Origin of the sequence: Paraburkholderia sp. CNPSo 3274 (genome assembly GCF_024206475.1) — a bacterium.
GTDB lineage: Bacteria > Pseudomonadota > Gammaproteobacteria > Burkholderiales > Burkholderiaceae > Paraburkholderia.
On record NZ_JAMBPR010000039.1, the window covers coordinates 23,856 to 49,181 of the forward strand.

Below are 25,326 nucleotides of genomic sequence, written 5' to 3' on the forward strand. Positions count from 1 at the left end.
GCATTGCTTTTCGCGTTGAGACGGATGGTCCTGGAATCGATGTGTGTGTCGCGCTGTTCGAGCGCAGCGCAAAGCAAAAAGCCCGCTTTCAGCGGGCTTTTTGCTTTGCGTGCTTGCAAGATGCGGGGGGTGTTTAAACCACCCCTGCCCCATGCGCCTGCAGATCGGCGTGATAGCTCGAACGCACCATCGCGCCAACGGCCGCGTGCGTGAAGCCCATCTTGTACGCCTCTTCCTCGTACATCTTGAACGTGTCCGGATGCACGTACGAACGCACCGGCAGGTGGTGTTCAGAGGGCTGAAGGTACTGGCCGATCGTCAGCATGTCGACGTCGTGCGCGCGCAAATCGCGCATCACCTGAAGAATTTCCTCTTCGGTTTCGCCAAGGCCCACCATCAGGCCCGACTTCGTCGCGACTTCGGGATGCAGCGCCTTGAAGTCCTTGAGCAGCTTGAGCGAGTGCGCGTAGTCCGAACCCGGGCGCGCTTCCTTGTAGAGGCGCGGCACCGTTTCGAGATTGTGGTTCATCACATCCGGCGGCGCGGCGTTGAGGATCTGCAGCGCACGGTCGAGACGGCCACGGAAGTCCGGCGTGAGAATCTCGATACGCGTTTCGGGCGATTGTTCGCGCACCTGGCGAATGCACTCCACGAAGTGGCCGGCGCCGCCGTCACGCAGGTCGTCGCGGTCCACGCTCGTGATCACGACGTACTTGAGCTTGAGCGCGCCGATGGTGCGCGCGAGGTTCGCCGGTTCATCCGGGTCGAGCGGATCGGGGCGGCCGTGGCCCACATCGCAGAACGGGCAGCGGCGCGTGCACTTGTCGCCCATGATCATGAACGTCGCGGTGCCCTTGCCGAAGCACTCGCCGATGTTCGGGCAGCTCGCTTCCTCGCACACCGTGTGCAGGTTGTGCTCGCGCAGGATGTTCTTGATTTCGTAGAAGCGCGAGTTGCCCGTGGCCGCCTTCACGCGGATCCAGTCAGGCTTCTTGAGCTTCTCGATGGGAATGACCTTGATCGGAATGCGCGAGGTCTTGGCCTGCGCCTTCTGTTTTGCGGTGGCGTCGTAGGGAACGGCGTCGGCGTTGGCGCCAGCGGGGTTCGCAGTGATGTCAGTCATGCTTTCGATCCAGTCAGGCCGCCGGTGCAACGCCAGCCTGCGGTTGCGGCGGTTGCCCGCCTGAGACGGCCGCTTCGGCCGGGTCCATCGCGGCCGCGTAAGCGGCCGCTTCCTTTTCAGCCGCCTCTGCGGTCGGGTTCATCCCGGCCGCTTCGGCTGAAGGGTCTGTGGCAGCCGCTTCGGCCACCGCGAGAAGTGTTGCTGCGTGCGCCGCGAGATTCGCCTCGAGCCGCGCCGCCAGCGTGGCAGCGACATCGCGCCAGCTCGCCTCCACACCCAGCGTGGCCATATCGACGGTTTCGAGACCGGCGTAGCCACACGGATTGATCGCGAGAAATGGGCCCAGATCCATCGACACGTTCAGGCTCACGCCATGATAGCTGCAGCCGTTGCGGATCTTCAGCCCGAGGGCGGCGACTTTCGCGCCCGTATGCGCGGCGCTCGCGCCGCTGGCGTCTTGCGGCACGTAAATGCCGGGCGCGCCGGCCTTGCGCTCGCCCGCGAGATTATACGCCGCCAATGTTTCGATCACGGCGTCCTCGATGAGCGTGACGAGCTCGCGCACCATCAGCTTCCGGCGCCGCAAGTCGAGCAGCAGGTAGGCGACCACCTGGCCCGGCCCGTGATACGTGATCTGCCCGCCGCGATCGATCTGTACGAGCGGGATGCCGCTGTTCGCCACGAGCAGGTGCTCGGGCTTGCCGGCCTGGCCAAGCGTGAAAACGGGCGGATGCTCGACGAGCCAGATTTCGTCGGGCGTATTGGCGTCACGGGCGGCCGTGAACTCGCGCATGGCGTCGAAGCTCGTCTGATAAGCCTCGTTGCCGCGCCAGCGCACGACGGTGGGCGAACTTGCCGTTTGGGACGCGGCCTCAGCAGCGCCGGGGTCGGAAGAAATTTGTGAGGGTGAAACCAGAGTGGCGCACATGATTCCGGGAGTTTACCGAATTCGGGACGAGCGCGCCGGGCATGCTGCGGATAACGGCGGCGGTGGGTTGCCTCCCATCGCCGCCGCTTTTGAACCGCTGTCGAACTACCAGCCGTCAAGTCAAACCGTGCGCCAGCCATCGCCGATGTGAACGCCTGCACGCTGTGCGGCGCGAGCGGCCAGGTCGACCACGCGCTCACTCAGGCGCACCGGCGCGGCGAACCCCACCCACGCGGCCGCGCCGCCTTCCGCGCCGATCCACAGGCGCTCGCCGCGCCGCAGCCGCAGTGTGTGGCCGGGTTCGAGCCAGTAGTCGACGGTGTCGTCGCTGCGCGTGACCCAGACGGTGCCGCACTTCACGGTCAGCCGCGTGCTCCGGGCGACGCGCACTGAAGCCGTTTGATCGGCCGCCACTTCAAACGTGATATCTGAAGAAATTTCTCTCATTTTCGACTCCGAATGACCTGCTCCGATGGCTACAATCGTAGACACCATAAGGGATCGAGCAAAACGATCAATTTTCACGGCTATGTGAGAAAAAATACGATATGGATCTGCGTCAGCTACCCGCGCTGAATGCGCTCAAGGCCTTCGAGGCCGCCGCCCGCCACGAAAGCTTCTCGCGCGCCGCCGACGAACTCTTCGTCACGCACGGCGCCGTGAGCCACCAGATCCGCGCACTCGAAGCGGAGCTGGGCGTGGCGCTCTTCTCCCGCGACGGCAAACGCGTGCGCGTGACCGACACCGGCCGCCGCTACGCCGGCCAGGTGCGCGAAGCGCTCAACCAGCTCGCGCACGCCACCCAGGAGATCCGCGCCGGCGACCGCGACCGGCGGCTCGTCGTTTCGATGCTGTCGTCGTTCGCGGCGCGCTGGGTCACGCCGCGCATCGGCCGCTTCATCGAGGCGCATCCGCAGTGGGACGTCGAGCTGCAATCCACGAATTCGCTCACCGACTTCGCGCGCGACGATGTCGATGTCGCCATCCGCTTCGGCTACGGGCACTATCCCGGGCTGCATGCCGAGCTGCTGCTCGACGAGATCTTCTTTCCCGCCTGCTCGCCCGATTTCAACGGCGGCAAGCTGCCCACCGACCCGCGCGAACTCGCGACACTGCCGCTCCTGCGCTCGGACGACGAACTCTGGCGGCCGTGGTTCGACGCCGCGGGCCTCCAGAACCTGCCCGAGCCGAAGCGCGGCGTGCTCTATCAGGACTCCTCGAACCTGCTTCAGGCGGCCATGGACGGCCAGGGCATCGCGCTCGTGCGCCGCTCGCTCGCCACGCACGAGATCACGCTCGGTCGGCTCGTGCGCCTTTTCAAGGACATCGACGGCCCCAGCCCATGGCGTTACTACTTCATCTGCCCGCCGCAACGCATGCAGACCGCGCGCGTGCAGGCGTTCCGCGACTGGGTGTTCGACGAGGTCGCGCGCTTCAGGCGGCTTTATGAGGACGCTTGCGAAGCCGGCCCGCTGATGACGGCCGCCGCCGCGGCGCAACGTGCGCGCGTCGGCGACGTGCCCTGAAATGAATGCCGCAGATGCAACAAGGGCCGCACACATGTGCGGCCCTTGTCGTTCAAACTACAGCCAGCGAAACGCCAGCGCTTACAGCACGATCTTCACCATCGGATGCCCGGTGAGGGCTCGATAGATGTCGTCGAGATGCGCCTGGCTCGTGGCGCGCACCGTCACGGTGAGGCCCGTGTAGTTGCCGCCGCTCGACGGACGCGTCTCGATGGTCGTGGCGTCGAAGCCGCCGTCGAATTCGCGCAGCACCGTCACGATAGTGTCCTGGAATTCCGGATGCGTCTTGCCCATCACCTTGATCGGGAAGTCGCAGGGGAATTCGATCAGCGATTCTTTCGCTGCGGGGTTGTTTGCCTGTTGTGCCACGTTCATTTCTCCACTTCCTGTAGCTCGGCGGCCGATGCACGCACTGCTTGCGCCTCGCGTTGCTTCGCGCGCTGATACGCCGCGTAGAGCGCAGCATAGACCGGGCCCGGCTTGCCGCCGCCTACTGGCTTGTCGTCGAGCGCGACGACCGCCAGCACTTCCTTCGTTGCCGAGGTCACGAGAATCTCGTCCGCCTCGCGCAGTTCGGCTTCGGCGATCTCGCGCGCTTCGAAGCGCACGCCGCATTCCTCGGCCAGCTCCTCGATCAGGCCGTAGCGAATGCCTTCGAGAATGCGGTTGCTGCGCGGCGGCGCAAAGAGCGCGCCGCCCTTCACGACCCACACATTCGACGACGATGCCTCGGTCAGCCAGCCGTCGCGCAGCTGGATGGTTTCGAACGCGTCGTTTTCCGCGGCGTGCTGCGCCATCAGCACGTTGCCGAGCAGCGAGGTCGACTTGATGTCGCAATTCAGCCAGCGCTTGTCTTCAGCCGTCACACAGCGCACGCCATGCTCGCGCTGCGCGACGCCCGGCAGCTTGAGCGGATTGACCATCGCGAACACGGTGGGCGTGGCCACCGCCGGGAATGCGTGGCCGCGTGGCGCGACGCCGCGCGTCACCTGCACGTAGAAGTTGGCGTGAGCATCGCGCGCGAGCGTGCCCGCGGCTTCGTTCGCCTCGATCAGACGCGCGACGAGCGCGCGCCAGCCCGCTTCGTCGAACGGATTCGCAATGCCGACCTTCTCGAGCGAGCGCTTGAGACGCGCGAGATGCTGCGCCATGCGAAACGACACGCGCACACACGCCGCATCCACAGCGAGCGCATAAACGGGCACGACCTCGTAAATGCCATCGCCGAAGATGAACCCGCGATCGAGCACGGGAATACGCGCTTCGGAAAGCGGCGTGAGTTCACCGTTGAGCCAGACTAGCGGCTCGGCCGCTTGCGTCTCTGCGCCCGTCATCACTTCTTCTTGTTGACCACGAGCATGAGCGAATCCCACACGCGGCCCACGATACCGGCTTGCGGCACGGCTTCGAGCGCGACGAGCGGAACCTGCGCGAGCACCTTGCCATCCGCGCCCACGAACTTTGCCGAGCCGACCTGCTGGCCAACCGTGAGCGGGGCGATCAGCGGACTGTTGAGTTCGACCTGCGGCTTGGCCTTGTCGGCGGCGCCCTTGGGCAGCGTGACGAACTGATCCTTCTGCACGCCGACCTTCACGGCGCCAAGGGTGCCCTTGTAGACGCGCGGCGTCGCCACCGCCTGGTTCGCCTGATAGATGCGCGTGGTGTCGTACGCGCTATAGCCGTAGTTCAGCATCTTCAGGCTGTCCTGCACGCGGTCGTGTTCCTTCTGCTCGCCCATCATCACCGAGACGAGACGGCGGTTGCCGCCGCCCGCGAGCGGACGCTTGGCCGACGCGATCAGGCAGTAGCCCGCGGCTTGCGTGTGGCCGGTCTTCAGACCGTCGACCGTCGGGTCGATCCACAGCAGGCGGTTGCGGTTCGGCTGCTTGATGTTGTTGTACTTGAATTCCTTGACCGAGAAGATTTCGTAGTACTCGGGATAGTCGCGAATCAGACGCGCGGAGAGCGTGGCGAGGTCGCCCGCCGTCGTGTAGTGATTCGGGTCGGGCATGCCGTTTACGTCGGCGAAGTGCGTGTGCGTCATGCCGAGCTTCTGCGCTTCGGCGTTCATCATGTTGACGAAGTTCGCTTCGCTGCCGCCCACGAGTTCGGCCAGCGCGATGGCCGCGTCGTTGCCCGACTGCACGATCATGCCATACACGAGGTCATGCACCGAGACCGGCTTGTTCGCTTCGATGAACATGCGCGACTCGTCGTTCTTCACGCGGCGCACGGCTTCGCTTGGCTCGATGACCTGATCCATCGAGATCTTCTTGCTCTGCAGCGCCTCGAACACGAGGTACGCGGTCATGAGCTTCGTGAGCGATGCGGGTTCGACGCGCTCATCGGCGTTGCCGGAGGCGAGCACCTGGTTCGCGGTGGCGTCGACGAGCACCCACGAGCGCGCATTCACGCCAGGAGGCGGCACCTGCGCGAGCGCGCTCGCGCTCGCGAGAAGCGAGGCGGGCAAGAGCGCTGCGAGCGTGACATTGCGAACGATGGAGGAAGGAACGAAAGACGTATGGCCAGAGGAGAGAAAACGCATAGGTTCAGGTCGGGCGGAATTGGGACGGGATGAACGTAGCGCGCCATGCGGCGCACGGTCGGTGAAAGCCGGAATGCGGATGCCGTGCATGCGCCGATCGCGGCGCAGCAAGCACAAAATTGGCGAACATTATACGCGTCACGTCGTGGCGAATTTTCGCGATGTCACACGTTTGCGCATACCTGTCGTGCATTTTTCACGCATTTCTCCCGGCATACGCGAGGTGACGAACGGCCTGCATCGGGCCCCGAAAGATTGGGGCCGACACGTCAGCGCCACGCTTCGACGATGATGCGCTTCAGGATATGAAGCTTGCGGTGCAGGAAATGTTCTGCCCCCGGAATCACGACGATCGGCAATTCCTGCGGACGCGCCCATTCGTACACCGAGAGAATGGGCACGGTGTCGTCGAGTTCGCCGTGGATCACGAGCGTATCGTCGCGCACGGGCGCGACTTCCCAACGGCTCGCTGCCGTCCCGACGAACACCATGCGCTCGATTGCCCCACCCGCTTCGAGATAGCGCTTCGCGACGTGCGAGAGCACGAAGGTGCCGAACGAAAAGCCCGCGAGCACGAGCGGCACGTCGGTCTGGCCCGGTTGCGCGCGCATCCAGGCGAGCAGATCGAGCAGATCGTCCTGTTCGCCGATGCCGTTGTCGTGCGTGCCCGCCGTTTCGCCCACGCCGCGAAAGTTCGAGCGATAGGTCGTGTAGCCGAGCTGCACCAGCGTGCGCGCGAGCGTTTGCGCGACCTTGTTGTCCATCGTGCCGCCAAAGAGCGGATGCGGATGCGCGACGAGCGCAATGCCGCGCGGCGTCGTGCCAGCGTCGGGCACATCGAGCGCGCATTCGATCTTGCCGACGGGACCGTCGATCTGGAATTTTTGTGTCTGGGCGTTCATCGTGCGGCAGTCCTTACGGGTACTTTTTGGCCGTGCATCGGGGTCGATCAGCGATCGATCTTGAGGCGCTCGACCACCTGGCCGTTCTGCAGATGCGAGACGACGATTTCGTCGATGTCGCTCTCGTCGATATACGTGTACCACGTGCCTTCCGGATACACGACGACGGTCGGGCCCTCCTCGCAGCGGTCGAGACAACCCGCCTTGTTGATGCGCACCTGGCCCGGGCCTGCGAGACCCAGCTGCTTCACGCGCTTTTTCGCGTACTCCTGCATGGCTTGTGCGTTGCAATTCGCGCAGCTCGGGCGGTCCGCGCCGGGTTCGCGCTGGTTCAGGCAGAAAAAGACGTGGTACTTGTAGAACGAATCGGTCATGGCGTGGGGCACCGGTGAGTGTCGTGCAGTGAGCGCAGGCTTGCTGAAAGCGCGTGGCCCGCCTTGAGGCATTACATTGCGTTGCGCGCGAGCGTGGCTGCGCGGCGATCCGGTCGATTATAACGAGCGCGGCGTGAACGCTCAGGCGAGCGCCGCGCGCCCTCACCGGTCGTGGCGAGCGCGCTTCGCGGCCCGGCGCGCGCGCCGCACGAGCCACGCGCGCTCGAGCGAGAACGCCGTCCACGCAAGCGCGGCCCAGGGCCACGTCCATGCGAGCCAGCGCGCGAGGCCGTTGAAGTGCAGGTAGCGGCCCTGCCGCCAGTCCGCGAGCACGACGTCGAAATACGGGTTCACCGGCAACACGTTCACGAACACGAGGGCCACAGCGAGCGCGAGTGTCGCCGCCGCTGCGCGCACGGCGCGCGGCAGGCGCAAGGCGAGAAACGCGAGAAGCGTGCCCCACACGAGGCCAGCGAGCGCCCCCGGCGTCGCCCAGTCGAAAATGAGCCCGCTTTGCGACTGCAGAAAGGTCGCGCCCACCTTGACGACGAGCGTGAACGCAATCAGCGCGATGACGAGCCGCGCGCGCGGCGCCCGGGAGCGCATGGGGAGCGTCGCGAACGCCGCCGCGCCGAACAGGTTCAGCGTCGTGACGATCGCTTCCCAGCCGCTATCGGGCAAGCGCGCGGCGAGCATGTCGGGCAGCGAGCGCAGATGCCAGGCGGCGGGCGTCCAGGCGAGCACGGCGTCCTGCATCGAGCCGTCGAGGCGCTGCCAGAGCGCGCGCGCCCACTCGCCCAGGCCGAAGAGGCGCGGCGTGGGGTACATCGTCGCGAACGGCCAAAGCGCCGCGAGCACCATCAGCACTGCCGCGTCGCGCTCGAACCAGCGAAAGCGCAGGCGGCGCAGGAAGCCCCGCTCGAGCAGCGCGCCGGTGGCGGGCGCCGCCACGAGCGCGCCGAGCAACGCGCCGAGTGCATTCGACGCGAGATCGAGATTGGACGCGACGCGCGTGGGCAACCAGGTCTGCACGGCCTCCATGACGCCCGAGAGCAGCGTGCCCGCAATGGCGGCGAGCAGCACCGCGAGCAAGCCCCGCCAGCGCGGCCACGCGGCGAGCACGACGAGCGCGCCGAACGGCATGTAGCCGAGCACGTTGGTGACGATGTCGAACACTGTCCAGTAGCGTGGCCACGGATCGCCGAGATAGGCGAAGGGACTGAGGCCGAGCGAGCGCCAGCCGGAGAACGGATACCACGAGCCATAGACGATCAGCGCGGTGTAAAGCGCGAGCGACTGACGCGAGAGCGTCGAGGCCTGGCGCGGCAGCGGCTCGCGTGTGGCGGCTGGCGATGGCGCTGATGACGCGGGCGCGGGCGTGTCGCCGCTGGCGATCGCACCGCGTTCGTCGCCAGCGCCCTGGCCGCTGTTTTGACCACCGCCCTGGCCACCCTCGTCGCCGTCCATCCCGCGCCGCCCGCCTTGCGGGGCGCGCAGCCGGAGCCGTCCCGCTTCGATCATCCGCTATCCCGCCCTTGCCCCCAATGCCACGCCGCGCACTGTTATCGCGCGACGCCTGTCCATGTCCCTCAAGGCGTGCCCGCGAACGACTGCGTGCTCAGCCACGCGCCCAGCTGATTGGCGAAATCGTCGCTGGCCGCCTGCAGCGCGCGCACGCCGCCCGCGGCGTCCGGCGTGGCCGCCGGCGCGCGCGTGGCGAACGAGCGCTGCGCCAGCACCTTGCCGCCCCGCATGAGCGTGGCACGCGCGGCCAGCACGCCCGCGCTTTGCGTCGGGCTCTCGAAGACCTGCTCGAACTCGTACAGTTCGACCTTGAGCATCGGCGCCTGCACGGCGTCGCCGCCCGCGAGCACCGTCGCGTGCGCGCCGAGCGACGTGCGCAGGTGTTCCGTGAGCAGCCGCGCGGGCGACATCGTCCAGCGGCTGTTCGCGTAGCGCGCCGTACGCTGCGAGTCGAAATTCATCCGGTAGAGGATGCCGTCGTTATCGAGCGGCGGCGGCGCGCTGACCGCCAGCACCTTCAGGAGCGGCCTGGCGCCCGGCGCCGCGGGGGCGGCCTGGGCGTCTTGCGCTTCCAGTGACGACTGCAGCCCGAGGTCGTAGCGAACATCGTTGATCGAAGCCGGATTGCCCGCGCAGGCGGCGAGGAGCGCACCGAGCGCGAGCGCCGCCAGCAAGGCTGAGCCAGCCGCTGCGGCGCGTTGCATCGATCGTGGCAGGCGTGATGTGCGTGACATTGCGTTTCCTTCTTTGGCGCGCGGCGTATGCGCCGCGCGAAAGTGCATCGAATGGTGTCGCGTAAGGCCGCAGGGCAGTGGCGCGGCCTACTTCGTCACCGCAGCGGCCGGCCACGCAAAGCCCGGCTCGCCGGGCCCGGGCGCCGGCTGCGGCGCGCCGCCGAACAGCACGCTGCGCGGACTCGTGCTGAAGGTGCCCGCCGCGCGGTCCACGGCGCGCATGGCCGAGCGCACATCGTCGGTGAGCGAGTCGACGCGCGGCAGCGTGTCGTAGCCCACGCGCGCCGACAGGTCCTGGATCGAGGCGTCGATCGAGGTGAGCGCCGCCCCCGCCTGGGCCGCCGCCGTGCCGGCTTTGTTGAGATTGGTCTGGAACGGGCCGTCCGGGCGGTTCATGCTCGTGATGAGCGTGTTGGTCGACTGCAGCGTGTGCTGCAACTCCGTCACCGCGCCCGGCAGCTGCTTCGCGGTGGGCTGGAGCTGCTGGGCGAGCACGTTCACGCTGCTCGCGGCCTGCTGCAGGCTGTTCACGGCCTGCATCACCTGCTTGCGGTTGTCCTCGGAGAGCATTTGGTCGATGTCGCCGGCAATGCTGTCGAGCTTGCGCAGGAGCGCGTCGCCACGGCGCTGGAGCTGGTCGAGCAAGCCCGGGCGCAGCGGCAGCTCGGCCACGCGCGCCGCCGAAGAATGCAGTGGCGAGAGGTCGATGCCATTGTCGTCGAGCTGCACGAACGCGATGCCTGTCACGCCCTGCAGCGCGAGCGAGCCGAAGGTGGAGCGCGTCATCGGCGCCTTCTGGTCGACGAGAATGCGAATGCGGATCTGGCCCGGATGCTGGGTATCGAACTTGATCGACTGCACCTTGCCCACGTCGATACCGCGAAAACGCACCGCCGCGTCCGGATAGAGGCCCGTCACGCTCGAGCGCGAAATGAGGTCGTACGGCACGCGCACGGAGCGGTCGGCGCTGAAGAAGATGACGACAAGCGCGATCACGATGAGCAGCCCTATCGTGAACATGCCCGCCCAGAACGCATGCGGTTTGTTTTCCATCGTCAGATTCCTTCTTTGGCGGCCGCGGCGCGCCGGTTAAGCCGGTCAAGCCGGATACGGGCGTGCGCAGGCCCTACCACGGCTTGTACCCCACGGCTGCTGGAGCGAGCGCCGCCGGCGGCAGCTTCGCGCGCCGCTCGGGCGGCAGCGCCTGGAGCGCGCGGCGACCGCGCATGCCCAGAAAGTACTCGCGGATGAACGGATGATCGACGCTCGCCGCCTCCTCCACGGGCGCCGCCACGAGCACCCTGCGCTCGGCCAGCACGGCCACGCGTGTGGAGAGCGCGACCATGGCGTCGAGGTCGTGCGTGACGAGCACGACGGTGAGCCCCAACGCCCGGTGCAGCGTGCTGATGAGGTCCACCACTTCATCGGAGGAGCGCGGATCGAGCCCAGCCGTGGGCTCGTCGAGAAAGAGCAGCTCCGGCTCCAGCACGATCGCGCGCGCGAGGCCCACGCGCTTGATCATGCCGCCCGAGAGCGCGGCCGGCATTTTGGAGGCGTGCTTGCACGGCAGCCCCACCATTTCGAGCTTGAGCATCACGATGTCGCGCATCAGGCCGGCCGGCACCTTGCCAAGCTCGCGCACCGGCTGGGCGATGTTGTCGAACACGGTGAGCGACGAGAACAGCGCGCCTTGCTGGAACAGCATGCCGGTGCGCGTGCGCATGAGGCGCGCGCGCTCGGGATCGATGGTCGTGATGTTTTCGCCGAACATCTTGATGGTGCCCGAGGTCGGCTTCTCGAGCCCGAGGATCTGGCGCACGAGCGTGGTCTTGCCCGAGCCCGAGCCGCCCACCAGCGTGACGATCTCGCCACGGCGAATTTCCAGGTTCAGATGCTGATGGACGACGTTGCGCCCGTAGCGCTTCGAGAGATTGTGGACCTCGATCACCGGCTCGCCGATGGTCGGCAGCGGCAAATCCTGCGCGACCTCCTTGAGCGGCGTGGTGATCGTGCCGGTCGTTTTCGTCTCGATCGTCGTAACCGTCGTGCCAGTCGTGCTCATGAAAGCCCCACGTTCTGGAACAGGATCGCAAACACGGCGTCGGCGAGGATCACGATCGTGATCGACGTGACGACCGACGTGGTCGTGCCCTCGCCCAGGCTCTGCGAATTCGCCTTGATGCGAAAGCCGAAGTGACAGCCCACGATCGCCACCAGCATGCCGAACGCCACTCCTTTGCCGAGGCCGATCCACACGTTGGCGATCGGCACGACGCTGGGCATCGAGCGCATGAACCACGAAATGTCGATACCCAGCACGATCTTCGCCGCGATCGCGCCGCCTAGCAACGCAATGATGTCGGTCCAGATCACGAGCAGCGGCATGGCGACGCCGAGCGCGATCACGCGCGGCAGGATGAGGCGCAGGCCGTGCGAGATGCCCATCACGCGCATGGCGTCGAGTTCTTCGGTCACGCGCATCACGCCGATCTGCGCGGTGATGGCCGAGCCCGAGCGCCCTGCCACGAGAATCGCCGAGAGCACGGGCCCGAGTTCGCGGATCACCGCGAGGCCGAGGATGTTGACGATGAACTGGTTCGCGCCGAAGAGGCGCAATTGCTGCGCCGAAAGGTACGACAGCACGATGCCGATCAGAAACGCGACGAGCGCCGTGATGGGCAGCGCGCGCGCGCCGGCGTTGTAGATGTTCGCCGAAATCTCGATCCAGGGCGTGACCTTGGGCTTGCGCACCACGAGCAGCAGATCGAGGATCACGCGCCCGAACATGGCGATGCCGCCATACAGGTGGTCGAAGAACGAGAAAATCGCGAGGCCGAGCTGCGTGACCGGATCGACGCGCACGATGCGCTCCGCCGGCTCGCGCACGGAGTCGAGCAGCGCGATGCGCTCGAAGATGTCGCGCTGCGTTTGCGTGAGGTCGACGAGATCGGCCGGCAGCTTGTGGCCCCAGGCGAGCCAGAGCGCCTGGCCGCCGACGTGGTCCATGCGCTCCACGCGCGAGAGGTCCCATTCGCCGATGCGCTCTTCGGCGAGCGCGCGCAGGCGCCGGGTCGCGCCGCCCTGTTCGCGGTCGCGCGCGAGCGCGAGCGCTGTCCACTGGCCAGACAGGCGCACGGTCTTTCCGTGGGTGCCGGCCGAGACTTCAAGGCCGGGCGGCGTGTCTTGATTCAAGGGTAAGCACTCGGCGGACGGGGTGAGCAAACATTGTAGCGAACGCGCCCCGTTTCGTCGGTCCGAAAGCGCACGGCCGGCGCTCAGACACGAGGCGAACTGTGGGCAACTCTCTGGATAACTTGTGGACTGCCTGTGGGCAGCCTGTGAATTGCCTATAGATTAAGCAAATTGCGCGAAAATCGGCGGTGCGGTTATCACTTTCGGATCCCATCGGACACCTTCGATCCTGTGGACGATTCCGTGGATAACCTGTGGGCTACCTGTGGGTGGCGTGTGGATTACCCGCATTTCGGGTCGAAACCAGCGTCGCGGCCTGCTGCCCGCGCCCCAGCCACTACAATATGAGACATGAACGCGACGCCCCCCACCTCCGATACTCCGAGCGCCGGCGACTGGCGCATCGACCGCAACCGCGCGATCACGCTGTTCGGCCCGGCCGCGAACGACTGGCCCATCGAGATCGTCGAGGAAACCGGCTCGACCAACGCCGACCTCATGGCGCGCCTGAAGGCGCTGCCGCAAAAGCGCGACGCGCTCGCGCGCCCGATCGTGCGCGTGGCCTATCTGCAGACGGCCGGCCGGGGCCGGCGCGGCCGCACCTGGGTCGCGCAGCCCGGCGACGCGCTGCTGTTCTCGATCGGCTGCGTGCTGCCGCGCCCGATCGAAGGGCTTGCGGGTTTGAGCCTCGCCATCGGCTCGGCGCTGGTGGACGGCCTGCGCACGCTGCCCGTGACCGCGCCCGGACAAATCGCGCTCAAGTGGCCCAATGACGTGCTGCTCGAAGGCGACAAGCTGGTGGGAATCCTCGTGGAGACAGCCTGGACCACCGCCGACGCCACAGCGGTTGTGATCGGCATCGGCACGAACGTGCGCGGCGAAGATGCGCTCGCCGCCAGGGTCGAGGCGCTCAACGCCGCGGGCGGCAGTGCGGCGGTCGTGCCCGGTACGACGCCCACGGCACTTTCACGCGCGTGGCCGAATGCCAACCTCACCGACACACTCGCCGCCGAGCTCAACGCGCTCGAAGCCGCGCTGCAACGCTTCGGCGCGGCGGGCTTTGCGCCCTTCCAGGCGCGCTGGAACGCGTGCCACGCGTACGCGGGCCGCGAGGTCGCCATCTACGAGCAAGGACGGGAGCTGCTGCGCGGCACGGCGGCCGGCGTGGACGAGCGCGGCCAGTTGCTCGTGGATACGCCGGGCGGCCGCGAGACCGTCACGGCTGGCGACGTGTCGCTGCGGCTCGCGGACAGCGGCGCATGAGGCGCGGCCCCTTCCTCCTGATCGACGCAGGCAACAGCCGGATCAAATGGGCGCTCGTCGCGCAGGACGGGTCGCGCCTGCATGCGGGAACGATCGATCATGTGCGCGATGAGGGCACGCAAGCCACGCCCGCCGCTCCTGAGGCCGGTAGCGAAGAATGGGCGGCACTGCCCCGGCCCGCCGGCGCGTGGATCTCGAACGTCGCGGGCGTGGCAGTCGGGGAACGCCTCGACGCGCTGGTGGAGGCGCACTGGCCCGGTCTCTCGCGCACCGTGGTGCGCGCCTGCGCGCAGCAATGCGGCGTGACGAACAGCTATGCCACGCCCGACGCGCTGGGCAGCGACCGCTGGGCCGGCATGATCGGTGCGCACGCCGCGTATCCGGGCGAGCCGCTCCTGATCGCGACATTCGGCACAGCCACCACGCTCGAAGCGCTGCGCGCCGACGGCACGTTCGTGGGCGGCATGATCGCGCCGGGCTTCACGCTCATGATGCGCTCGCTCGGCGAGCACACCGCGCAATTGCCCGTGGTCGCCGGCGGCATGGCGAATGCTGCCCGCCCGGGCATCGCCTTCGCCACCGACACGCGAAGCTCGATCTCGGCGGGCTGTGCGCTCGCGCAGGCCGCGCTCATCGAGCGCGCCTGGGCCGATTTACAGGATGCGTGGAGACTGCCGGTGCGGGTCGTGGTGAGCGGCGGCGCGGCGGCCGAAGTGACAGCGGCGCTCAAGGTACCGCATACTCGCCACGATGCACTGGTGCTTTCGGGCCTGGCGCTTATCGCGGCGCAGTCCTGAGGCGCGCGCGACCAACGCGCCGCCCACCTCTAGCGCTGAAACTGAACGAACGATTTGGAAGGAGCTTCACACGATGCTGCGCTGGCTGATCGCCATTCTGATTCTCGCCAACGGGCTAGCCTTTGCGGCCATTGGCGGCGTGTTCGGCCCGACGCCCTCGTCGGGTACGCGCGAAACCCAGCACCTGAACCGGCAGATCCACCCCGAGCGGCTCGTGGTGAAGGCGCTCCGGCCCACCGAATCGGCCGACGTGCCGACCGTCGGCGGCCCGGTGGCGGATCCGGCGGTGCAGGCGTCAACCCTGTCGCAGTAAGCGGCGCTTCAAACACGACCGGCCGGAGGTCGGGCGCGCCCAAGCCTTGGGCGGCCCGGCCTCCGGCCGGTTTTGCATCGTCCGCCGCACGGTGTGAAGGTGCGGACGCATGCCAGAACTTACTTCGATCCTTCCTGCGCGCGCACTTTCTGCAGCAGCTTCGTCGTGGAGCGGTCGTGCTCGAAGGCGATCGCGAGCGAGCGCCCGCCCCAGCCGCGCACCAGCGCCGACTCCGGCAGCGCGTCCATGTCGTAGTCGCCGCCCTTCACGAGAATGTCCGGACGCACGGCCCCGATCAGCTCGACGGGCGTTTGCTCGCCGAACTGCACGACCCAGTCCACACTCTCCAGCGCCGCCAGCAGCGCCATGCGGTCGTTCTCGTTGTTGATGGGGCGGTCGTCGCCCTTGCCGAGCCTCTTCACCGAAGCGTCGCTATTCACGCCGACGATCAGCGTGGCGCCCAGCGCCTTCGCATCGGCGAGATAGGTGACGTGTCCGCGGTGCAGGATGTCGAAGACGCCATTGGTGAACACCACTGGGCCGGGCAGCGAGGCGCGCAGTTGCGCGAGCGCCTCGCGGGTCGTGATCTTGCGTTCGAAGGAAGCGGGCATGGAATGAGGCTCGGATAAAAAATGGGCGCGGATCGAATCGGGCAAGTCATCGACAAACGCGCCAATGAAAACGGCCCGTCACGCGAGGAGCGCTTCGGGCCGTCCCGGTCGCGGCGCGCCACGAAGACGCGCACGCGAGATGTCCCGGCGCGTCAGGCCGGCTGTTGCGTGCCTTGCTCGGCCTGCAGGCGCTGTACCACTTCCTTGCGATAGCGGTTCAGTTCCTGTGCCGTGGTGAACGTGCGCTCGAACAGGATCGAGAGGTTGTGCAGAATGCGCTCGATCACCTTCTTTTCCCAGCCGTCGTCGAAGCGGATCTGCTCGTCGAGCCAGCGCTCGAGCCATTCCGGGTCGGGCAGGCGCGACTGCACGGTGTCGCGCGGGAACAGCGCCTGGTTCACGTGCAGGTTCGTTGGGTGCAGCGGCTTTTCGGTGCGGCGCGCCGAAGCCATCAGCACGCCGATCTTCGCAAACGCCGCGCGGGCGACGTCGCCGAAATTGTTGAGCGCCTTCTTCATGTAACGCAGATACGCGCCGCCGTGGCGCGCTTCGTCACGCGAAATCGTTTCGTAGATGGCCTTGATGACCGGCTCCGTGTGCCATTCGGCGGCACGGCGATACCAGTGGTTCAGGCGGATTTCGCCGCAGAAGTGCAGCATGAGCGTTTCGAGCGGCGGCGCCGGATCGAACTCGAAGCGCACGGCGTGCAGCTCTTCCTCGCTCGGCACCATTTCCGGCTTGAAGCGGCGCAGGTATTCCATGAGCACGAGCGAATGCTTTTGCTCCTCGAAGAACCACACGCTCATGAATGCCGAAAAGTCGCTGTCGTGATGGTTGTCGCGCAGGAACATTTCCGTGGCCGGCAGCGCCGACCATTCGGTGATCGCGTTCATCTTGATGGTCGCGGCCTGCTCATCGGTAAGGAGCGACGCATCGAACTTGTCCCAGGGAATGTCCTTTTCCATGTCCCAACGGACCGATTCGAGCGATTTGTAAAGTTCCGGATAAAGCATCGTGTTCATAGTCCCGCCCCTGATCTGCGCAAAACGCGCGCATGACGAATTCGTAGCGTGCCGCGTGCCGCATACAACGCGGCCGCGCAGGCAAAAAGCATTTAATTTTACGCGGTATCCGGCCCTCTGGACGCAATCGCAGACCGGCGAACGCAACACGCGTTGCCCCACGACAATCCAGCTAACCGGAATGAAGGCGCCGTCGTGGATTCTGGGTAGCTGCTCCGTTCCTTGAACCCGGCCGCCTGATACCGCTGATCACCACCGATACCCGCGAGGCGTGCGAGCCATCGCCGCGGGCCTATGCGACACAATGTCGCACTCTAGCGCCCTGCGTTCGACGTCCTTTTGACACACCTTGCTGGCTGATTTTCCAATGGGCAAACATCCCGCCCGTCAAGGCCGTGGAACCCGCGCGGCGAAGCGCCGCAACGCCGCCCGCAACTCCCACAAATAACCAGAAAAACCTTACACAATAATAGCATGCCGGTGTTTCAGTTCCGCCACACCCCAAAATCGTTGATCGCGCCGTCTGTCGGAGCTTTGAGCCAAGTCAAAAGAACATCACTTTGCGCAAGCGTGTCGCGGTAACCCAGCTCGATCAATTCACACGTGAATTCACGCTCGAACAGCAAATAGCTCGCAAATGCCGCGCCCGAAGCGCGGTTGCCGCCCATCGCGCCCAGCAGCATGCGCACCGAGCGCGGCAACTGCCGCAAATGGCGCGCGGCGATCAGCTCGATACGCTCGCTCGGCGCGATCGCGAGCACCTCGACATGCCGCCAGCCGCTTTCCGGCTCCACCGTCTGTGGCAGTTGCAGCACCATGCGGTTCACGTGCTCGATGCGCTCGATATCGGCGCCGAGCGAGTCGAGGAAGACGCTCGCGAGCACCTGCTGGCCGATCTGCGCGAGCGTCGGATACCGGTCGATGTCGGGGCGCGTCGCGGGCACTTCCGGCGTGGGCGCAGCGGCGCCCAGCACGACGATGCGCTGCGCGCCGAAGTGGATGGCGGGCGAGAGCGGTGCGGTCTGCCGGATCGAGCCGTCGCCGAAATATTCGTGGCGGCCGTCGAGTTCGAGACGCACGGCCGGGAACACGAACGGAATCGCCGCCGAAGCGAGCAGATGCGCGGGCGTGAGCGCGACCATGCGCGCAGTGCGTTGCGCGCGCCGCCACGCGCTAATCGGCTCGCATGCCTGGTAGAACGTGACATGCCGCCCCGACGAATAGCTGAGCGCCGTGACGGCGAGCGCGTAGAGCAGTCGCTCGTCGAGCATCTGCTCGATGCGATGGAAATTGAGCGCGTGCGGGAGCATCCGCGCGAGCGGCGTGCTGTCGAACAAGGTGCGCGGCGCGGCGCGCGCACCCACGCTGGATGCAGCCCAGCCGAACGCGAGCGCGGCGAGCCAGCGCGCGCCCGCGGCCGCGACGCCGGGCCAGTCGGTGCGATAGATCCGGCTTGCGCGCATGTCCGACCAGATGTCGACGAGGCGCGCCGCCCCGTGCGCGAACTGGTCGGCGTGGCTCGCGATCGAGGTGGCGTTGATCGCGCCCGCCGAGGTGCCGCAGATTACCGTGAAGGGCATGGCGCGGCGCGCCGGCTCGGCCTGGCTGGCCAGCTCGGCAAGCGCGCGCAAGGCGCCGGCCTGGTAGGCCGCACGCGCGCCGCCGCCCATCATTACGAGCGCAAGCCGCATGATGCCGACGCTCCCCGCTTTGTGCCGTTTTTGTCCCGCAGTCGCGTTTCTATTGCGTCCCGCGGGACGGTTCTTCGTGACGTGACGCGGCGCGCCTTATTCCGGTTGCGCCGGCGCCTTCTTCGCGCCGCGCGGCGCGCTGCGGCCCGCGCCGCCGCTGTTGCCATTGCCACTGCCCGTGTTGCTGCTCCGCCTGGCGGTGCTGCTGCGTTTAGCCGTCGCGGCTTCGGTCTTGGCCTGCGCCTCGCTCACCGCTTCGGCGGCAGCTTGCGCGGCCTGCGCTGCGGCGGCAGGCTGCGCCATCGCGAATTGCGCGAGCTGGTTGAACTGCGCCTGCACGAGATTCCACCACGAAGCCGCGTCGAAGCCCGGCGGCGCGGATGCCGCGCCCTCGGGCGCAGCGCCTGCGTTCGCGTCATCAGGCCCGGCGGCCCGTTCGCGCGCGGCGCCCGTTCTCGGCGCTTCGGATTCGGCGTGCCTCGGGGTCATCTGCGCCTGCGCGAACGCGCCGAACGCACGCAGCGTCGAGAGCGTGGCGCGCTGCACTTCGAGCGCCTGGATGGCGGACTGCAACATGCCGAGATTGAGCTTGAGCCACTGCTCGACGGCGCGCAGATCGGTGATGCGCTTGTCGAGCTCCTCGATGTTGGTGAGCGGCGTCATCATGTCGGACATCATCGAAAGCGGCGGGCCAAAGGCTTGCGCCACGCCCGGTTCGCCACCCGGAAACGCGCCGCCGAACGGCGTGAGGCGCATCATCCCCCACATCTGGTCGAGCATTTCGGCGGGCGGAAAGCCTGGAAAGCCCGGGAACGGCGGCATGGTGCCTGCTGGGTCGGTCATGCGGAACTCCCTCGCATAGATAGGTGTTCAAATGCGCGCGCGTGGGCGGGCTCGAAACGATCTCTTTGATGATAGCGCGCGTAAATGTAAAAATCGGTAGAAAGCGCGAATCAGAACGGATCGCCGCCCGGAAAGTCCGGCGCGCGCCGCTCGCGCAGCGACTGCACGCCCTCGCGCACGTCGGGTCCCGCAAAGCCCATGAATTCGAGCGCAAGCGACGTGTCGAAGGTCGGCCCCGCCATGCGCAGCCAGTTGTTGAGCGCGTACTTGGTCCAGCGCACCGCGGTTTGCGAACCGTTAGCGAGGCGCTTCGCCACTTCGAACGCCTTCGGCAGCAGGTCGCTCTCGTCCACGGCGAGCGAGACGAGGCCGATGCGCTCCGCCTCCTCGCCGCTCACCGGCTCGCACAGCAGCAGGTAATACTTCGCCTTCGCCATGCCGCACAAAAGCGGCCACACGATCGCCGCGTGGTCGCCCGCCGCGACGCCCAGGCGCGTATGGCCATCGATGATGCGCGCCGTTTTCGTGGCAATCGAAATGTCGGCCAGCAGTCCCGCGACGAGCCCCGCGCCCACCGCCGGACCATGCATGGCCGAGACGATCGGCTTGCCGCAGTTGATCACGTTGTAGACGAGGTCGCGCGCCTCGCGCCACACGCGCGCGCGCACGTCGAAATGCGTGGCCATGTCCTCGACGAGCTGCAGGTCGCCGCCCGCCGAAAAGCCCTTGCCCTCGCCGCGAATCACGGCGACGCGCGCGTCGGGATCGCGGTCCACGTCGCGCCAGATCTCGGCGAGTTCGCGGTGCATATGGGCGTCGGCGGTCGCGAGGCCGCTCTTGTTCGTGCCCTCGCCGCTCATCACGATCTCGACGATGCCGTGCTCGTGCCGCTGCACGCGCAGGGCCTGATAGCGGGCGTAAAAAGGATCGTTCATAGGCGGACCTCCTTTGTTTCGGATTGCTGATTACGTGAAAGCGATGGCAGTGCGGCTCATCAATGCGGCTGATACACCCACTTGCCATCGCGGATCTCGACCATCACGCGCGCTCGCGCGTCGAGGCCGAGGTGATCGGTGGCGCTCATGTTGACGACGCCATTGGTGTCATGCAGCCCGTGCGTCGCTTCGAGTGCGTCGCGCAGCGCCTGGCGAAACGCAGGCGTGCCGGGCGCAGCCGACTTGAGCGCAACGGGTATCGCGTTCTCGAGCAAGAGCCCCGCGTCCCATGTATACGCGCCGAACGCCGACACGGTGCCCGCGCCGTTGCGTGCTTCGTAACGCGAAATATAGTCGAGCGCGAGGCGCCGGCCGGGCTGGTCCTCGGGCAGTTGTGCAGCCACGAGCACCGGGCTTGCGGGCAGGAAGGTGCCGTTGCAGTCGGCGCCGCACACGCGCAGGAAGTCGCGGTTGCCCACGCCGTGGTTGTGATAGATGACGCCCTTGTAGCCGCGCTCCTTGAGCGTCTTGGGCGGCAGCGCGGCGGGCGTGCCGGCCGCGCCCACCACGACGGCGTCGGGGTGCGCCGCGGCGATCTTGAGCACCTGCCCCGTCACGCCCGGATCGGTGCGATTGAAGCGCTCGTTCGCGACGAGCTTGATGTCGTGCCGCTGCGCGGCCTTCGCGATCTCGGCGTAGAACGTCTCGCCGAGCGCGTCGGCCTGGCCGATATAGGCAAGCGTCTTCACGTTGTGCGCGGCTGCGTGCTCCATGATCGCGCCGGCCATCATCGCGTCGGTTTGCGGCGTCTTGAACATCCAGTGGCGCTTGTCGTCAACGGGCTCGATGATCTTCGCCGACGAAGCGAGCGAAATGGTGGGCGTCTCGCCCTGCGCGATCACGTCGAGCATCGCGAGCGAGTTGGGTGTGATCGACGAGCCGATGATCGCATCGACATGCTGTTCGTCGATGAGCTTCTTCGTGTCCTGCACGGCCTGGGTCGTGTCGGAGGCGTCGTCGAGCACGATGTACTGGACTTTCTGGCCCGCGATCTCGGTGGGGAACATGGCAGCGGTGTCGCGCGCGGGAATGCCGAGCGAGGCGGCCGGACCCGTGAGCGAAAGCACGAGGCCGATCTTGACCTGCGCGAGCGCAAGCGTGGGCGCACAAATACTGAAAAGCCACGCGATGCGTACAGCAAGACGGCTGGGGCGAGAAGCGTTCACGGTGTCTCCTTGTCGTTTTACGTTCGAATGCTGCGTGCTTCTACGGCTCGTACTTTGACTGGTCTCCCCGATGCCCTCGAAGAAAAAGGGCGTTCGCCAGTGTAGCCGCACGCGTGGCGCGCGGCATCCGGCGAAACCCTTCAGCGCTTGCGTGTCATGGCTCGCCGTGGAGTGACGCCACAGCCTGATCGATCGCGCCGAAAATCGACTTGCCCGCTTCGTCGAGCATCTCGATCTTCACGCTGTCGCCGAACTTCATGAACTCGGTGCTCGCCTGGCCGCTGTCGATCATTTCGAGGCAGCGCTTCTCGGCGATGCAGCAGTAGCCACGCTTCGCGTCCTTGTTCGAGACCGTGCCCGAGCCCACGATGGCGCCTGCGCGCAGATTGCGCGTTTTCGCAGCGTGCGCGATCAACTGGCCGAAGTGGAACACCATGTCCGTGCCGGCATCGGGCTGGCCGACCTTCTTGCCGTTCCAGTGCACGATGAGCGGCAGGTGCACGCGCCCTTCGCGCCAGTGCTCGCCGAGCTCGTCGGGCGTGACCATCACCGGCGCGAACGCACTGGCCGGCTTGCTCTGGAAAAAGCCGAAGCCCTTCGCGAGTTCCGCGGGAATGAGGTTGCGCAGCGAGACGTCGTTGACAAGCGTGACGAGCCGCACGGCCCGGAGCGCTTCGTCGGGGCTCGCGCCCATCGGCACGTCGCCGGTCACGACGGCGACTTCGGCCTCGAAGTCGATGCCGAACGCCTCGGACGCGCACACGATGTCGTCGCACGGCCCGATGAAGTCGTCGCTGCCGCCCTGGTACATGAGCGGGTCGGTCCAGAATTCAGCGGGCATCTCGGCGCCGCGCGCGCGACGCACGAGTTCGACGTGATTCACGTACGACGAGCCATCCGCCCATTGGTACGCACGCGGCAGCGGCGCCATGCAATCGCGCGCGTCGAAGCTGAACGTGTTGCGCGCGCGCCCGTAGTTGAGCGCGTCGTACAGCTCGGCGAGCTGCGGCGCGTAGAAGCGCCAGTCGTCGAGCACGCGCTGCAGCGTGGGCGCGATCGCGTCGGCGATGGCGGCACTGCGCAGGTCGCGGGAAACGACGATCAGCTGCCCGTCGCGGGTGCCGTCCTTGAGCGTGGCAAGTTTCATGGAATCAGACGTGAGTGACGATAAGGGAAATGTATTCTACGATGGTGAATCGGCGGGCCCCAAGCGGGCGCGCCGCATGCCCTCAGTTGCCGTACGTTTGAACACCACAACGCCTCCATGCCGCCAACCGTCCGACCCGCCTCGCCGCGCGCGAGCGCCGAAGATCTCGCCGACACCCTCGACACCGCAGAGGCGTCGGAAGGCGCCGAAGGCGGCGAAGAAAAACTGCGCTCCGGCATCCAGTCGATCGAAGTGGGTTTTCGCCTGCTCGAAGTACTCACCAGCGAACCGCGCGCGATGATGCTGCGCGACCTTGCGCAGCGCGCGGGCATGAGCCCGGCGAAGGCGCACCGCTATCTCGTGAGCTTCATGCGCCTCGGCGTGGTCGCGCAGGACCCGCTCTCGGGGCGCTACGAACTGGGCGGCTTTGCGTTGCAGCTTGGACTCGCGCGCCTCGCGCGCGTGGACGGCGTCAAACTCGCGCGCCTCGCGCTCACCGAATTGCGCGACGCGCTCGACATCACCGTGGGCATCGCCGTGTGGGGCAATCAGGGGCCAACCGTCGTGCACTGGCTGGAGTCGAGCCACCCTGCGAAAGCGTCGCTCAAGCTCGGCGACGTCATGCCGATGCTCAGTTCCGCCACGGGCCTGCTATTCGCCGCCTACCTGCCGCGCAGCAAGACCGCCCCGATGATCGAGCGCGAACTCGCGGGCGCGCAGCACTACTCGTACGGCTCGACACCGCGTACGGCAGAGGCGCTTGAATGCGCACTGGCAGAAGTTCGCGAGCATGGCGCAGCCCGCGTGGAAGGCATGTTGCTGCCGACTATCCACGCGTTCTGCACGCCTGTGTTCGACGCGAGCGGCGAACTCGCGCTCGGGCTCATCGCGCTCGGTCACGAAGGCGCGTTCGATATCGACTGGAACGGCGTCGTGGACACCGCGTTGCGCGCGTGCGCCGAAAAACTGTCGTACGAATTGGGGTACAGTCCAACGCCGCGCTGAAGGCTGTATGCCTGGGCCGGCAGACATGTGACCCCGCTCTCGCGCGTCGGCGTTTCTGCGCGCACCGGGCGGGTTGTGTCACATTAACGTACGACAGATACCGCCCCACGAACCGCCGATGTCCACTCCAGCCGCCCCGCGCGAGGCACGCCGCCTCGACACCGACTCACCCACGCCGCAGCGCATGCGCGCGTGGCGCTGGGTGGGTGTGTTCGTCGCGGTCACGGCGCTCCATTGGCTCGCGGCCGAATGGTTCGAGCGGCATCACAGCGCGCCGCCGCCCATCGCGCACGTGCGCGTTCCGGTGCAAGTGGCGCTCCTCAAACCCGAGCGCATCGAGCGCGAGGCACCGCCCGCGGGCCCCGCGGCGGCGCCCGCGCATGCCGCGCCCAAACCGGCGCCTAAGCCCGCCGAGCCGCATACGCTGCACACTGTGACGCCGCCCAAACCGCACCCCAAAGCGCCGGCCTCGCCACCGGATACGCAGGCGGCGTCCGCGCCCGCAGCCGCATCGCAAGCCAGCGCGAGCGGCGCCGGCACTAGCGGGACGGCAAGCACGGCGCCCGGCAACGGCAAGCAGCCTTCGGCACAAGCCACGCAGGCCTCGCATGGACTGAAGTTTTCGGTGCCCCCATCGGGCGAATTGCAGTACGACACGTTCTATAACGGTGTGCGCAATCAGCCCGGCACGATCCACTGGTCAAGCGATGGGCAACGCTACGAGATGGTCGTGCGTGTGCCCCTGCCCTTCGTCGGCGAGTTCAGCTGGACGAGCAAGGGCCGCGTGGACGCCTTCGGCCTCGCACCCGATCAGTACATCGAAAAGCGCGGCCATCGTCCCTCGGACGTGACGATTTTCAACCGCACCGACAAGCAGATCGTGTTCACGCGCACGCCCAACTCGCTCGCACTGCCCGATGGCGCGCAGGACCGCTTCAGCATGGTGATGCAGCTCGCAAGCCTCGTGCGCGGCGACCCCGATGCGTACAAGCCGGGCGTCACGCGCGAGTTCTATGTCGCGGACAACGACAGCGGCGAGAGCTGGCCCATCACCACGATCGGCGACGAAACGGTGAGCACGGATCATGGCTACGTCACGGCGCGCCACTTCATGCGTCTGCCGCGCCGCGAGGGCGACAAGCGGCGCATCGACGTGTGGCTCGCGCAGTCGCTCGGCTGGTTGCCCGTGCGCCTCGTGCAAACCGAACCGAATGGCAACCAGTTCGAACTGGTGTGGCGTGGCGTGCTAACGGCGCCGAGCGCGACGAACGCGCCTGCGCCGACGCCCGACTCCGCGACGGCCACGACCGCCACGGCGCCCAACGCCGCACCCGACACAACATCGGCACAATCCGCAACATCGGAAGCTGCGCCAGCCTCTGCGCCGCAACCGCAATCGCCAGTGCAACCTGCACCACCCGCCAATACGCAGACAGAAACGCCAACCGAATCACCGCCGCAACCGTCCACTGACGACGCGCAGCCCTCACCCGCCTCGCCGGGCCCGGCGCCCGAACATCCCTGAGCGCGCAACCGCACGAACCGCTCGATCCGGACGGCCCGCTTCGCAACACAAATTCGCGAATGAGCGCATACTCGAATCGAGCCGTGCGTCAAGGATCGCA

25 protein-coding genes and 1 pseudogene are annotated in these 25,326 nt (G+C 66.9%); 6 read left to right on the forward strand and 20 right to left on the reverse strand.

The window, feature by feature from the left end; genetic code table 11:
* Positions 1-133: 133 nt before the first annotated feature.
* The 3 genes and pseudogenes from lipA to M3I54_RS25150 form a co-directional block, all read right to left on the reverse strand.
* Entirely contained in the window at positions 134-1,123 is a 990-nt protein-coding gene (gene lipA, locus M3I54_RS25140; protein WP_254340895.1) for a lipoyl synthase, read from the reverse strand.
* Positions 1,124-1,289: 166 nt separating this feature from the next.
* Positions 1,290-2,051: pseudogene (lipB, locus tag M3I54_RS25145) on the reverse strand (lipoyl(octanoyl) transferase LipB); the annotation flags it as partial.
* A gap of 120 nt (positions 2,052-2,171) precedes the next feature.
* Positions 2,172-2,498: a DUF2917 domain-containing protein gene (locus M3I54_RS25150; protein WP_254340900.1), complete on the reverse strand. Its 327-nt coding sequence runs from the start codon at positions 2,496-2,498 to the stop codon at positions 2,172-2,174.
* Between the two features lie 101 nt (positions 2,499-2,599).
* On the opposite strand from M3I54_RS25150, the gene M3I54_RS25155 reads away from it, so the two are divergent.
* Positions 2,600-3,577, forward strand: a complete 978-nt coding sequence (locus M3I54_RS25155; RefSeq protein ID WP_254340902.1) for a transcriptional regulator GcvA — start codon at positions 2,600-2,602, stop codon at positions 3,575-3,577.
* An 81-nt stretch (positions 3,578-3,658) separates the two neighbouring features.
* Here M3I54_RS25155 and M3I54_RS25160 read toward each other — a convergent pair whose 3' ends face one another.
* The 10 genes from M3I54_RS25160 to M3I54_RS25205 all read right to left on the reverse strand — a co-directional run bounded on the left by M3I54_RS25160 (position 3,659) and on the right by M3I54_RS25205 (position 12,848).
* Positions 3,659-3,952, reverse strand: coding sequence for a DUF493 family protein (locus M3I54_RS25160; protein ID WP_254340903.1), 294 nt, complete (start codon positions 3,950-3,952; stop codon positions 3,659-3,661).
* Entirely contained in the window at positions 3,949-4,911 is a 963-nt protein-coding gene (locus M3I54_RS25165) for a D-amino acid aminotransferase (protein WP_254340904.1), read from the reverse strand. The genes M3I54_RS25160 and M3I54_RS25165 overlap by 4 nt, the downstream gene beginning before the upstream one ends.
* The gene (locus tag M3I54_RS25170) at positions 4,911-6,122 is read right to left on the reverse strand and encodes a D-alanyl-D-alanine carboxypeptidase family protein (protein WP_254340905.1); all 1,212 of its coding nucleotides are present in this window, start codon (positions 6,120-6,122) and stop codon (positions 4,911-4,913) included. The genes M3I54_RS25165 and M3I54_RS25170 overlap by 1 nt, the downstream gene beginning before the upstream one ends.
* 269 nt (positions 6,123-6,391) lie before the next feature.
* Positions 6,392-7,024 (reverse strand): alpha/beta hydrolase, encoded by a 633-nt coding sequence (locus tag M3I54_RS25175; protein ID WP_254340906.1) that lies wholly within the window; start codon positions 7,022-7,024, stop codon positions 6,392-6,394.
* 47 nt (positions 7,025-7,071) lie between these two features.
* Positions 7,072-7,398 (reverse strand): ferredoxin, encoded by a 327-nt coding sequence (locus M3I54_RS25180; RefSeq protein ID WP_042265651.1) that lies wholly within the window; start codon positions 7,396-7,398, stop codon positions 7,072-7,074.
* A 162-nt stretch (positions 7,399-7,560) separates the two neighbouring features.
* Positions 7,561-8,919 (reverse strand): VanZ family protein, encoded by a 1,359-nt coding sequence (locus tag M3I54_RS25185; RefSeq protein WP_254340907.1) that lies wholly within the window; start codon positions 8,917-8,919, stop codon positions 7,561-7,563.
* 68 nt (positions 8,920-8,987) lie between these two features.
* A complete protein-coding gene (locus M3I54_RS25190) occupies positions 8,988-9,638 on the reverse strand; it encodes an ABC-type transport auxiliary lipoprotein family protein (protein WP_254340985.1) in 651 nt (216 codons plus the stop codon).
* Between the two features lie 105 nt (positions 9,639-9,743).
* Entirely contained in the window at positions 9,744-10,709 is a 966-nt protein-coding gene (locus M3I54_RS25195) for an MlaD family protein (protein ID WP_254340908.1), read from the reverse strand.
* A 73-nt stretch (positions 10,710-10,782) separates the two neighbouring features.
* Entirely contained in the window at positions 10,783-11,664 is an 882-nt protein-coding gene (locus tag M3I54_RS25200) for an ABC transporter ATP-binding protein (protein WP_375542206.1), read from the reverse strand.
* Positions 11,665-11,714: 50 nt separating this feature from the next.
* A complete protein-coding gene (locus M3I54_RS25205) occupies positions 11,715-12,848 on the reverse strand; it encodes an ABC transporter permease (RefSeq protein ID WP_254340912.1) in 1,134 nt (377 codons plus the stop codon).
* A 351-nt stretch (positions 12,849-13,199) separates the two neighbouring features.
* On the opposite strand from M3I54_RS25205, the gene M3I54_RS25210 reads away from it, so the two are divergent.
* The 3 genes from M3I54_RS25210 (at position 13,200) to M3I54_RS25220 (ending at position 15,221) form a co-directional block, all read left to right on the forward strand.
* Entirely contained in the window at positions 13,200-14,111 is a 912-nt protein-coding gene (locus tag M3I54_RS25210) for a biotin--[acetyl-CoA-carboxylase] ligase (protein WP_254340914.1), read from the forward strand.
* Positions 14,108-14,908: a type III pantothenate kinase gene (locus M3I54_RS25215; protein WP_254340917.1), complete on the forward strand. Its 801-nt coding sequence runs from the start codon at positions 14,108-14,110 to the stop codon at positions 14,906-14,908. The genes M3I54_RS25210 and M3I54_RS25215 overlap by 4 nt, the downstream gene beginning before the upstream one ends.
* 73 nt (positions 14,909-14,981) lie before the next feature.
* Positions 14,982-15,221: a hypothetical protein gene (locus tag M3I54_RS25220; RefSeq protein ID WP_254340919.1), complete on the forward strand. Its 240-nt coding sequence runs from the start codon at positions 14,982-14,984 to the stop codon at positions 15,219-15,221.
* A gap of 119 nt (positions 15,222-15,340) precedes the next feature.
* On the opposite strand, the gene rfaE2 is transcribed toward M3I54_RS25220, so the two are convergent.
* The 7 genes from rfaE2 to M3I54_RS25255 form a co-directional block, all read right to left on the reverse strand.
* On the reverse strand, positions 15,341-15,832 hold the full coding sequence (gene rfaE2 / locus M3I54_RS25225; protein WP_254340921.1) for a D-glycero-beta-D-manno-heptose 1-phosphate adenylyltransferase: 492 nt from the start codon (positions 15,830-15,832) through the stop codon (positions 15,341-15,343).
* 152 nt (positions 15,833-15,984) lie between these two features.
* On the reverse strand, positions 15,985-16,854 hold the full coding sequence (locus M3I54_RS25230) for a ferritin-like domain-containing protein (RefSeq protein WP_254340923.1): 870 nt from the start codon (positions 16,852-16,854) through the stop codon (positions 15,985-15,987).
* Between the two features lie 485 nt (positions 16,855-17,339).
* Complete coding sequence (locus tag M3I54_RS25235) at positions 17,340-18,545, reverse strand: patatin-like phospholipase family protein (protein WP_254340925.1); 1,206 nt, start codon at positions 18,543-18,545, stop codon at positions 17,340-17,342.
* A 96-nt stretch (positions 18,546-18,641) separates the two neighbouring features.
* The gene (locus M3I54_RS25240) at positions 18,642-19,388 is read right to left on the reverse strand and encodes a PhaM family polyhydroxyalkanoate granule multifunctional regulatory protein (protein ID WP_254340927.1); all 747 of its coding nucleotides are present in this window, start codon (positions 19,386-19,388) and stop codon (positions 18,642-18,644) included.
* Positions 19,389-19,498: 110 nt separating this feature from the next.
* The gene (locus tag M3I54_RS25245; RefSeq protein ID WP_254340929.1) at positions 19,499-20,323 is read right to left on the reverse strand and encodes an enoyl-CoA hydratase/isomerase family protein; all 825 of its coding nucleotides are present in this window, start codon (positions 20,321-20,323) and stop codon (positions 19,499-19,501) included.
* Between the two features lie 59 nt (positions 20,324-20,382).
* Positions 20,383-21,549, reverse strand: coding sequence for an ABC transporter substrate-binding protein (locus M3I54_RS25250; protein ID WP_375542202.1), 1,167 nt, complete (start codon positions 21,547-21,549; stop codon positions 20,383-20,385).
* A 154-nt stretch (positions 21,550-21,703) separates the two neighbouring features.
* The gene (locus tag M3I54_RS25255) at positions 21,704-22,696 is read right to left on the reverse strand and encodes a fumarylacetoacetate hydrolase family protein (protein ID WP_254340930.1); all 993 of its coding nucleotides are present in this window, start codon (positions 22,694-22,696) and stop codon (positions 21,704-21,706) included.
* 117 nt (positions 22,697-22,813) lie between these two features.
* On the opposite strand from M3I54_RS25255, the gene M3I54_RS25260 reads away from it, so the two are divergent.
* Both M3I54_RS25260 and M3I54_RS25265 read left to right on the forward strand, forming a co-directional pair.
* The gene (locus M3I54_RS25260) at positions 22,814-23,701 is read left to right on the forward strand and encodes an IclR family transcriptional regulator (RefSeq protein WP_254340932.1); all 888 of its coding nucleotides are present in this window, start codon (positions 22,814-22,816) and stop codon (positions 23,699-23,701) included.
* Between the two features lie 118 nt (positions 23,702-23,819).
* Positions 23,820-25,226, forward strand: a complete 1,407-nt coding sequence (locus tag M3I54_RS25265) for a DUF3108 domain-containing protein (RefSeq protein ID WP_254340934.1) — start codon at positions 23,820-23,822, stop codon at positions 25,224-25,226.
* The last annotated feature ends 100 nt before the right edge of the window (positions 25,227-25,326 follow it).

Excerpts from the sequence above, each read along its gene's own strand:
- M3I54_RS25245 (WP_254340929.1), bottom strand. The coding sequence starts at position 20,323 with ATGAACGATCCTTTTTACGCCCGCTATCAGGCCCTGCGCGTGCAGCGG.
- M3I54_RS25165 (WP_254340904.1), bottom strand. The coding sequence starts at position 4,911 with ATGACGGGCGCAGAGACGCAAGCGGCCGAGCCGCTAGTCTGGCTCAAC.
- M3I54_RS25175 (WP_254340906.1), bottom strand. The coding sequence starts at position 7,024 with ATGAACGCCCAGACACAAAAATTCCAGATCGACGGTCCCGTCGGCAAG.
- M3I54_RS25240 (WP_254340927.1), bottom strand. The coding sequence starts at position 19,388 with ATGACCGACCCAGCAGGCACCATGCCGCCGTTCCCGGGCTTTCCAGGC.
- lipA (WP_254340895.1), bottom strand. The coding sequence starts at position 1,123 with ATGACTGACATCACTGCGAACCCCGCTGGCGCCAACGCCGACGCCGTT.
- M3I54_RS25220 (WP_254340919.1), top strand. The coding sequence starts at position 14,982 with ATGCTGCGCTGGCTGATCGCCATTCTGATTCTCGCCAACGGGCTAGCC.
- M3I54_RS25155 (WP_254340902.1), top strand. The coding sequence starts at position 2,600 with ATGGATCTGCGTCAGCTACCCGCGCTGAATGCGCTCAAGGCCTTCGAG.
- M3I54_RS25210 (WP_254340914.1), top strand. The coding sequence starts at position 13,200 with ATGAACGCGACGCCCCCCACCTCCGATACTCCGAGCGCCGGCGACTGG.
- M3I54_RS25265 (WP_254340934.1), top strand. The coding sequence starts at position 23,820 with ATGTCCACTCCAGCCGCCCCGCGCGAGGCACGCCGCCTCGACACCGAC.
- M3I54_RS25180 (WP_042265651.1), bottom strand. The coding sequence starts at position 7,398 with ATGACCGATTCGTTCTACAAGTACCACGTCTTTTTCTGCCTGAACCAG.
- M3I54_RS25170 (WP_254340905.1), bottom strand. The coding sequence starts at position 6,122 with ATGCGTTTTCTCTCCTCTGGCCATACGTCTTTCGTTCCTTCCTCCATC.
- M3I54_RS25255 (WP_254340930.1), bottom strand. The coding sequence starts at position 22,696 with ATGAAACTTGCCACGCTCAAGGACGGCACCCGCGACGGGCAGCTGATC.
- M3I54_RS25195 (WP_254340908.1), bottom strand. The coding sequence starts at position 10,709 with ATGGAAAACAAACCGCATGCGTTCTGGGCGGGCATGTTCACGATAGGG.
- M3I54_RS25260 (WP_254340932.1), top strand. The coding sequence starts at position 22,814 with ATGCCGCCAACCGTCCGACCCGCCTCGCCGCGCGCGAGCGCCGAAGAT.
- M3I54_RS25185 (WP_254340907.1), bottom strand. The coding sequence starts at position 8,919 with ATGATCGAAGCGGGACGGCTCCGGCTGCGCGCCCCGCAAGGCGGGCGG.
- M3I54_RS25230 (WP_254340923.1), bottom strand. The coding sequence starts at position 16,854 with ATGAACACGATGCTTTATCCGGAACTTTACAAATCGCTCGAATCGGTC.
- M3I54_RS25215 (WP_254340917.1), top strand. The coding sequence starts at position 14,108 with ATGAGGCGCGGCCCCTTCCTCCTGATCGACGCAGGCAACAGCCGGATC.
- M3I54_RS25235 (WP_254340925.1), bottom strand. The coding sequence starts at position 18,545 with ATGCGGCTTGCGCTCGTAATGATGGGCGGCGGCGCGCGTGCGGCCTAC.
- rfaE2 (WP_254340921.1), bottom strand. The coding sequence starts at position 15,832 with ATGCCCGCTTCCTTCGAACGCAAGATCACGACCCGCGAGGCGCTCGCG.
- M3I54_RS25150 (WP_254340900.1), bottom strand. The coding sequence starts at position 2,498 with ATGAGAGAAATTTCTTCAGATATCACGTTTGAAGTGGCGGCCGATCAA.
- M3I54_RS25160 (WP_254340903.1), bottom strand. The coding sequence starts at position 3,952 with ATGAACGTGGCACAACAGGCAAACAACCCCGCAGCGAAAGAATCGCTG.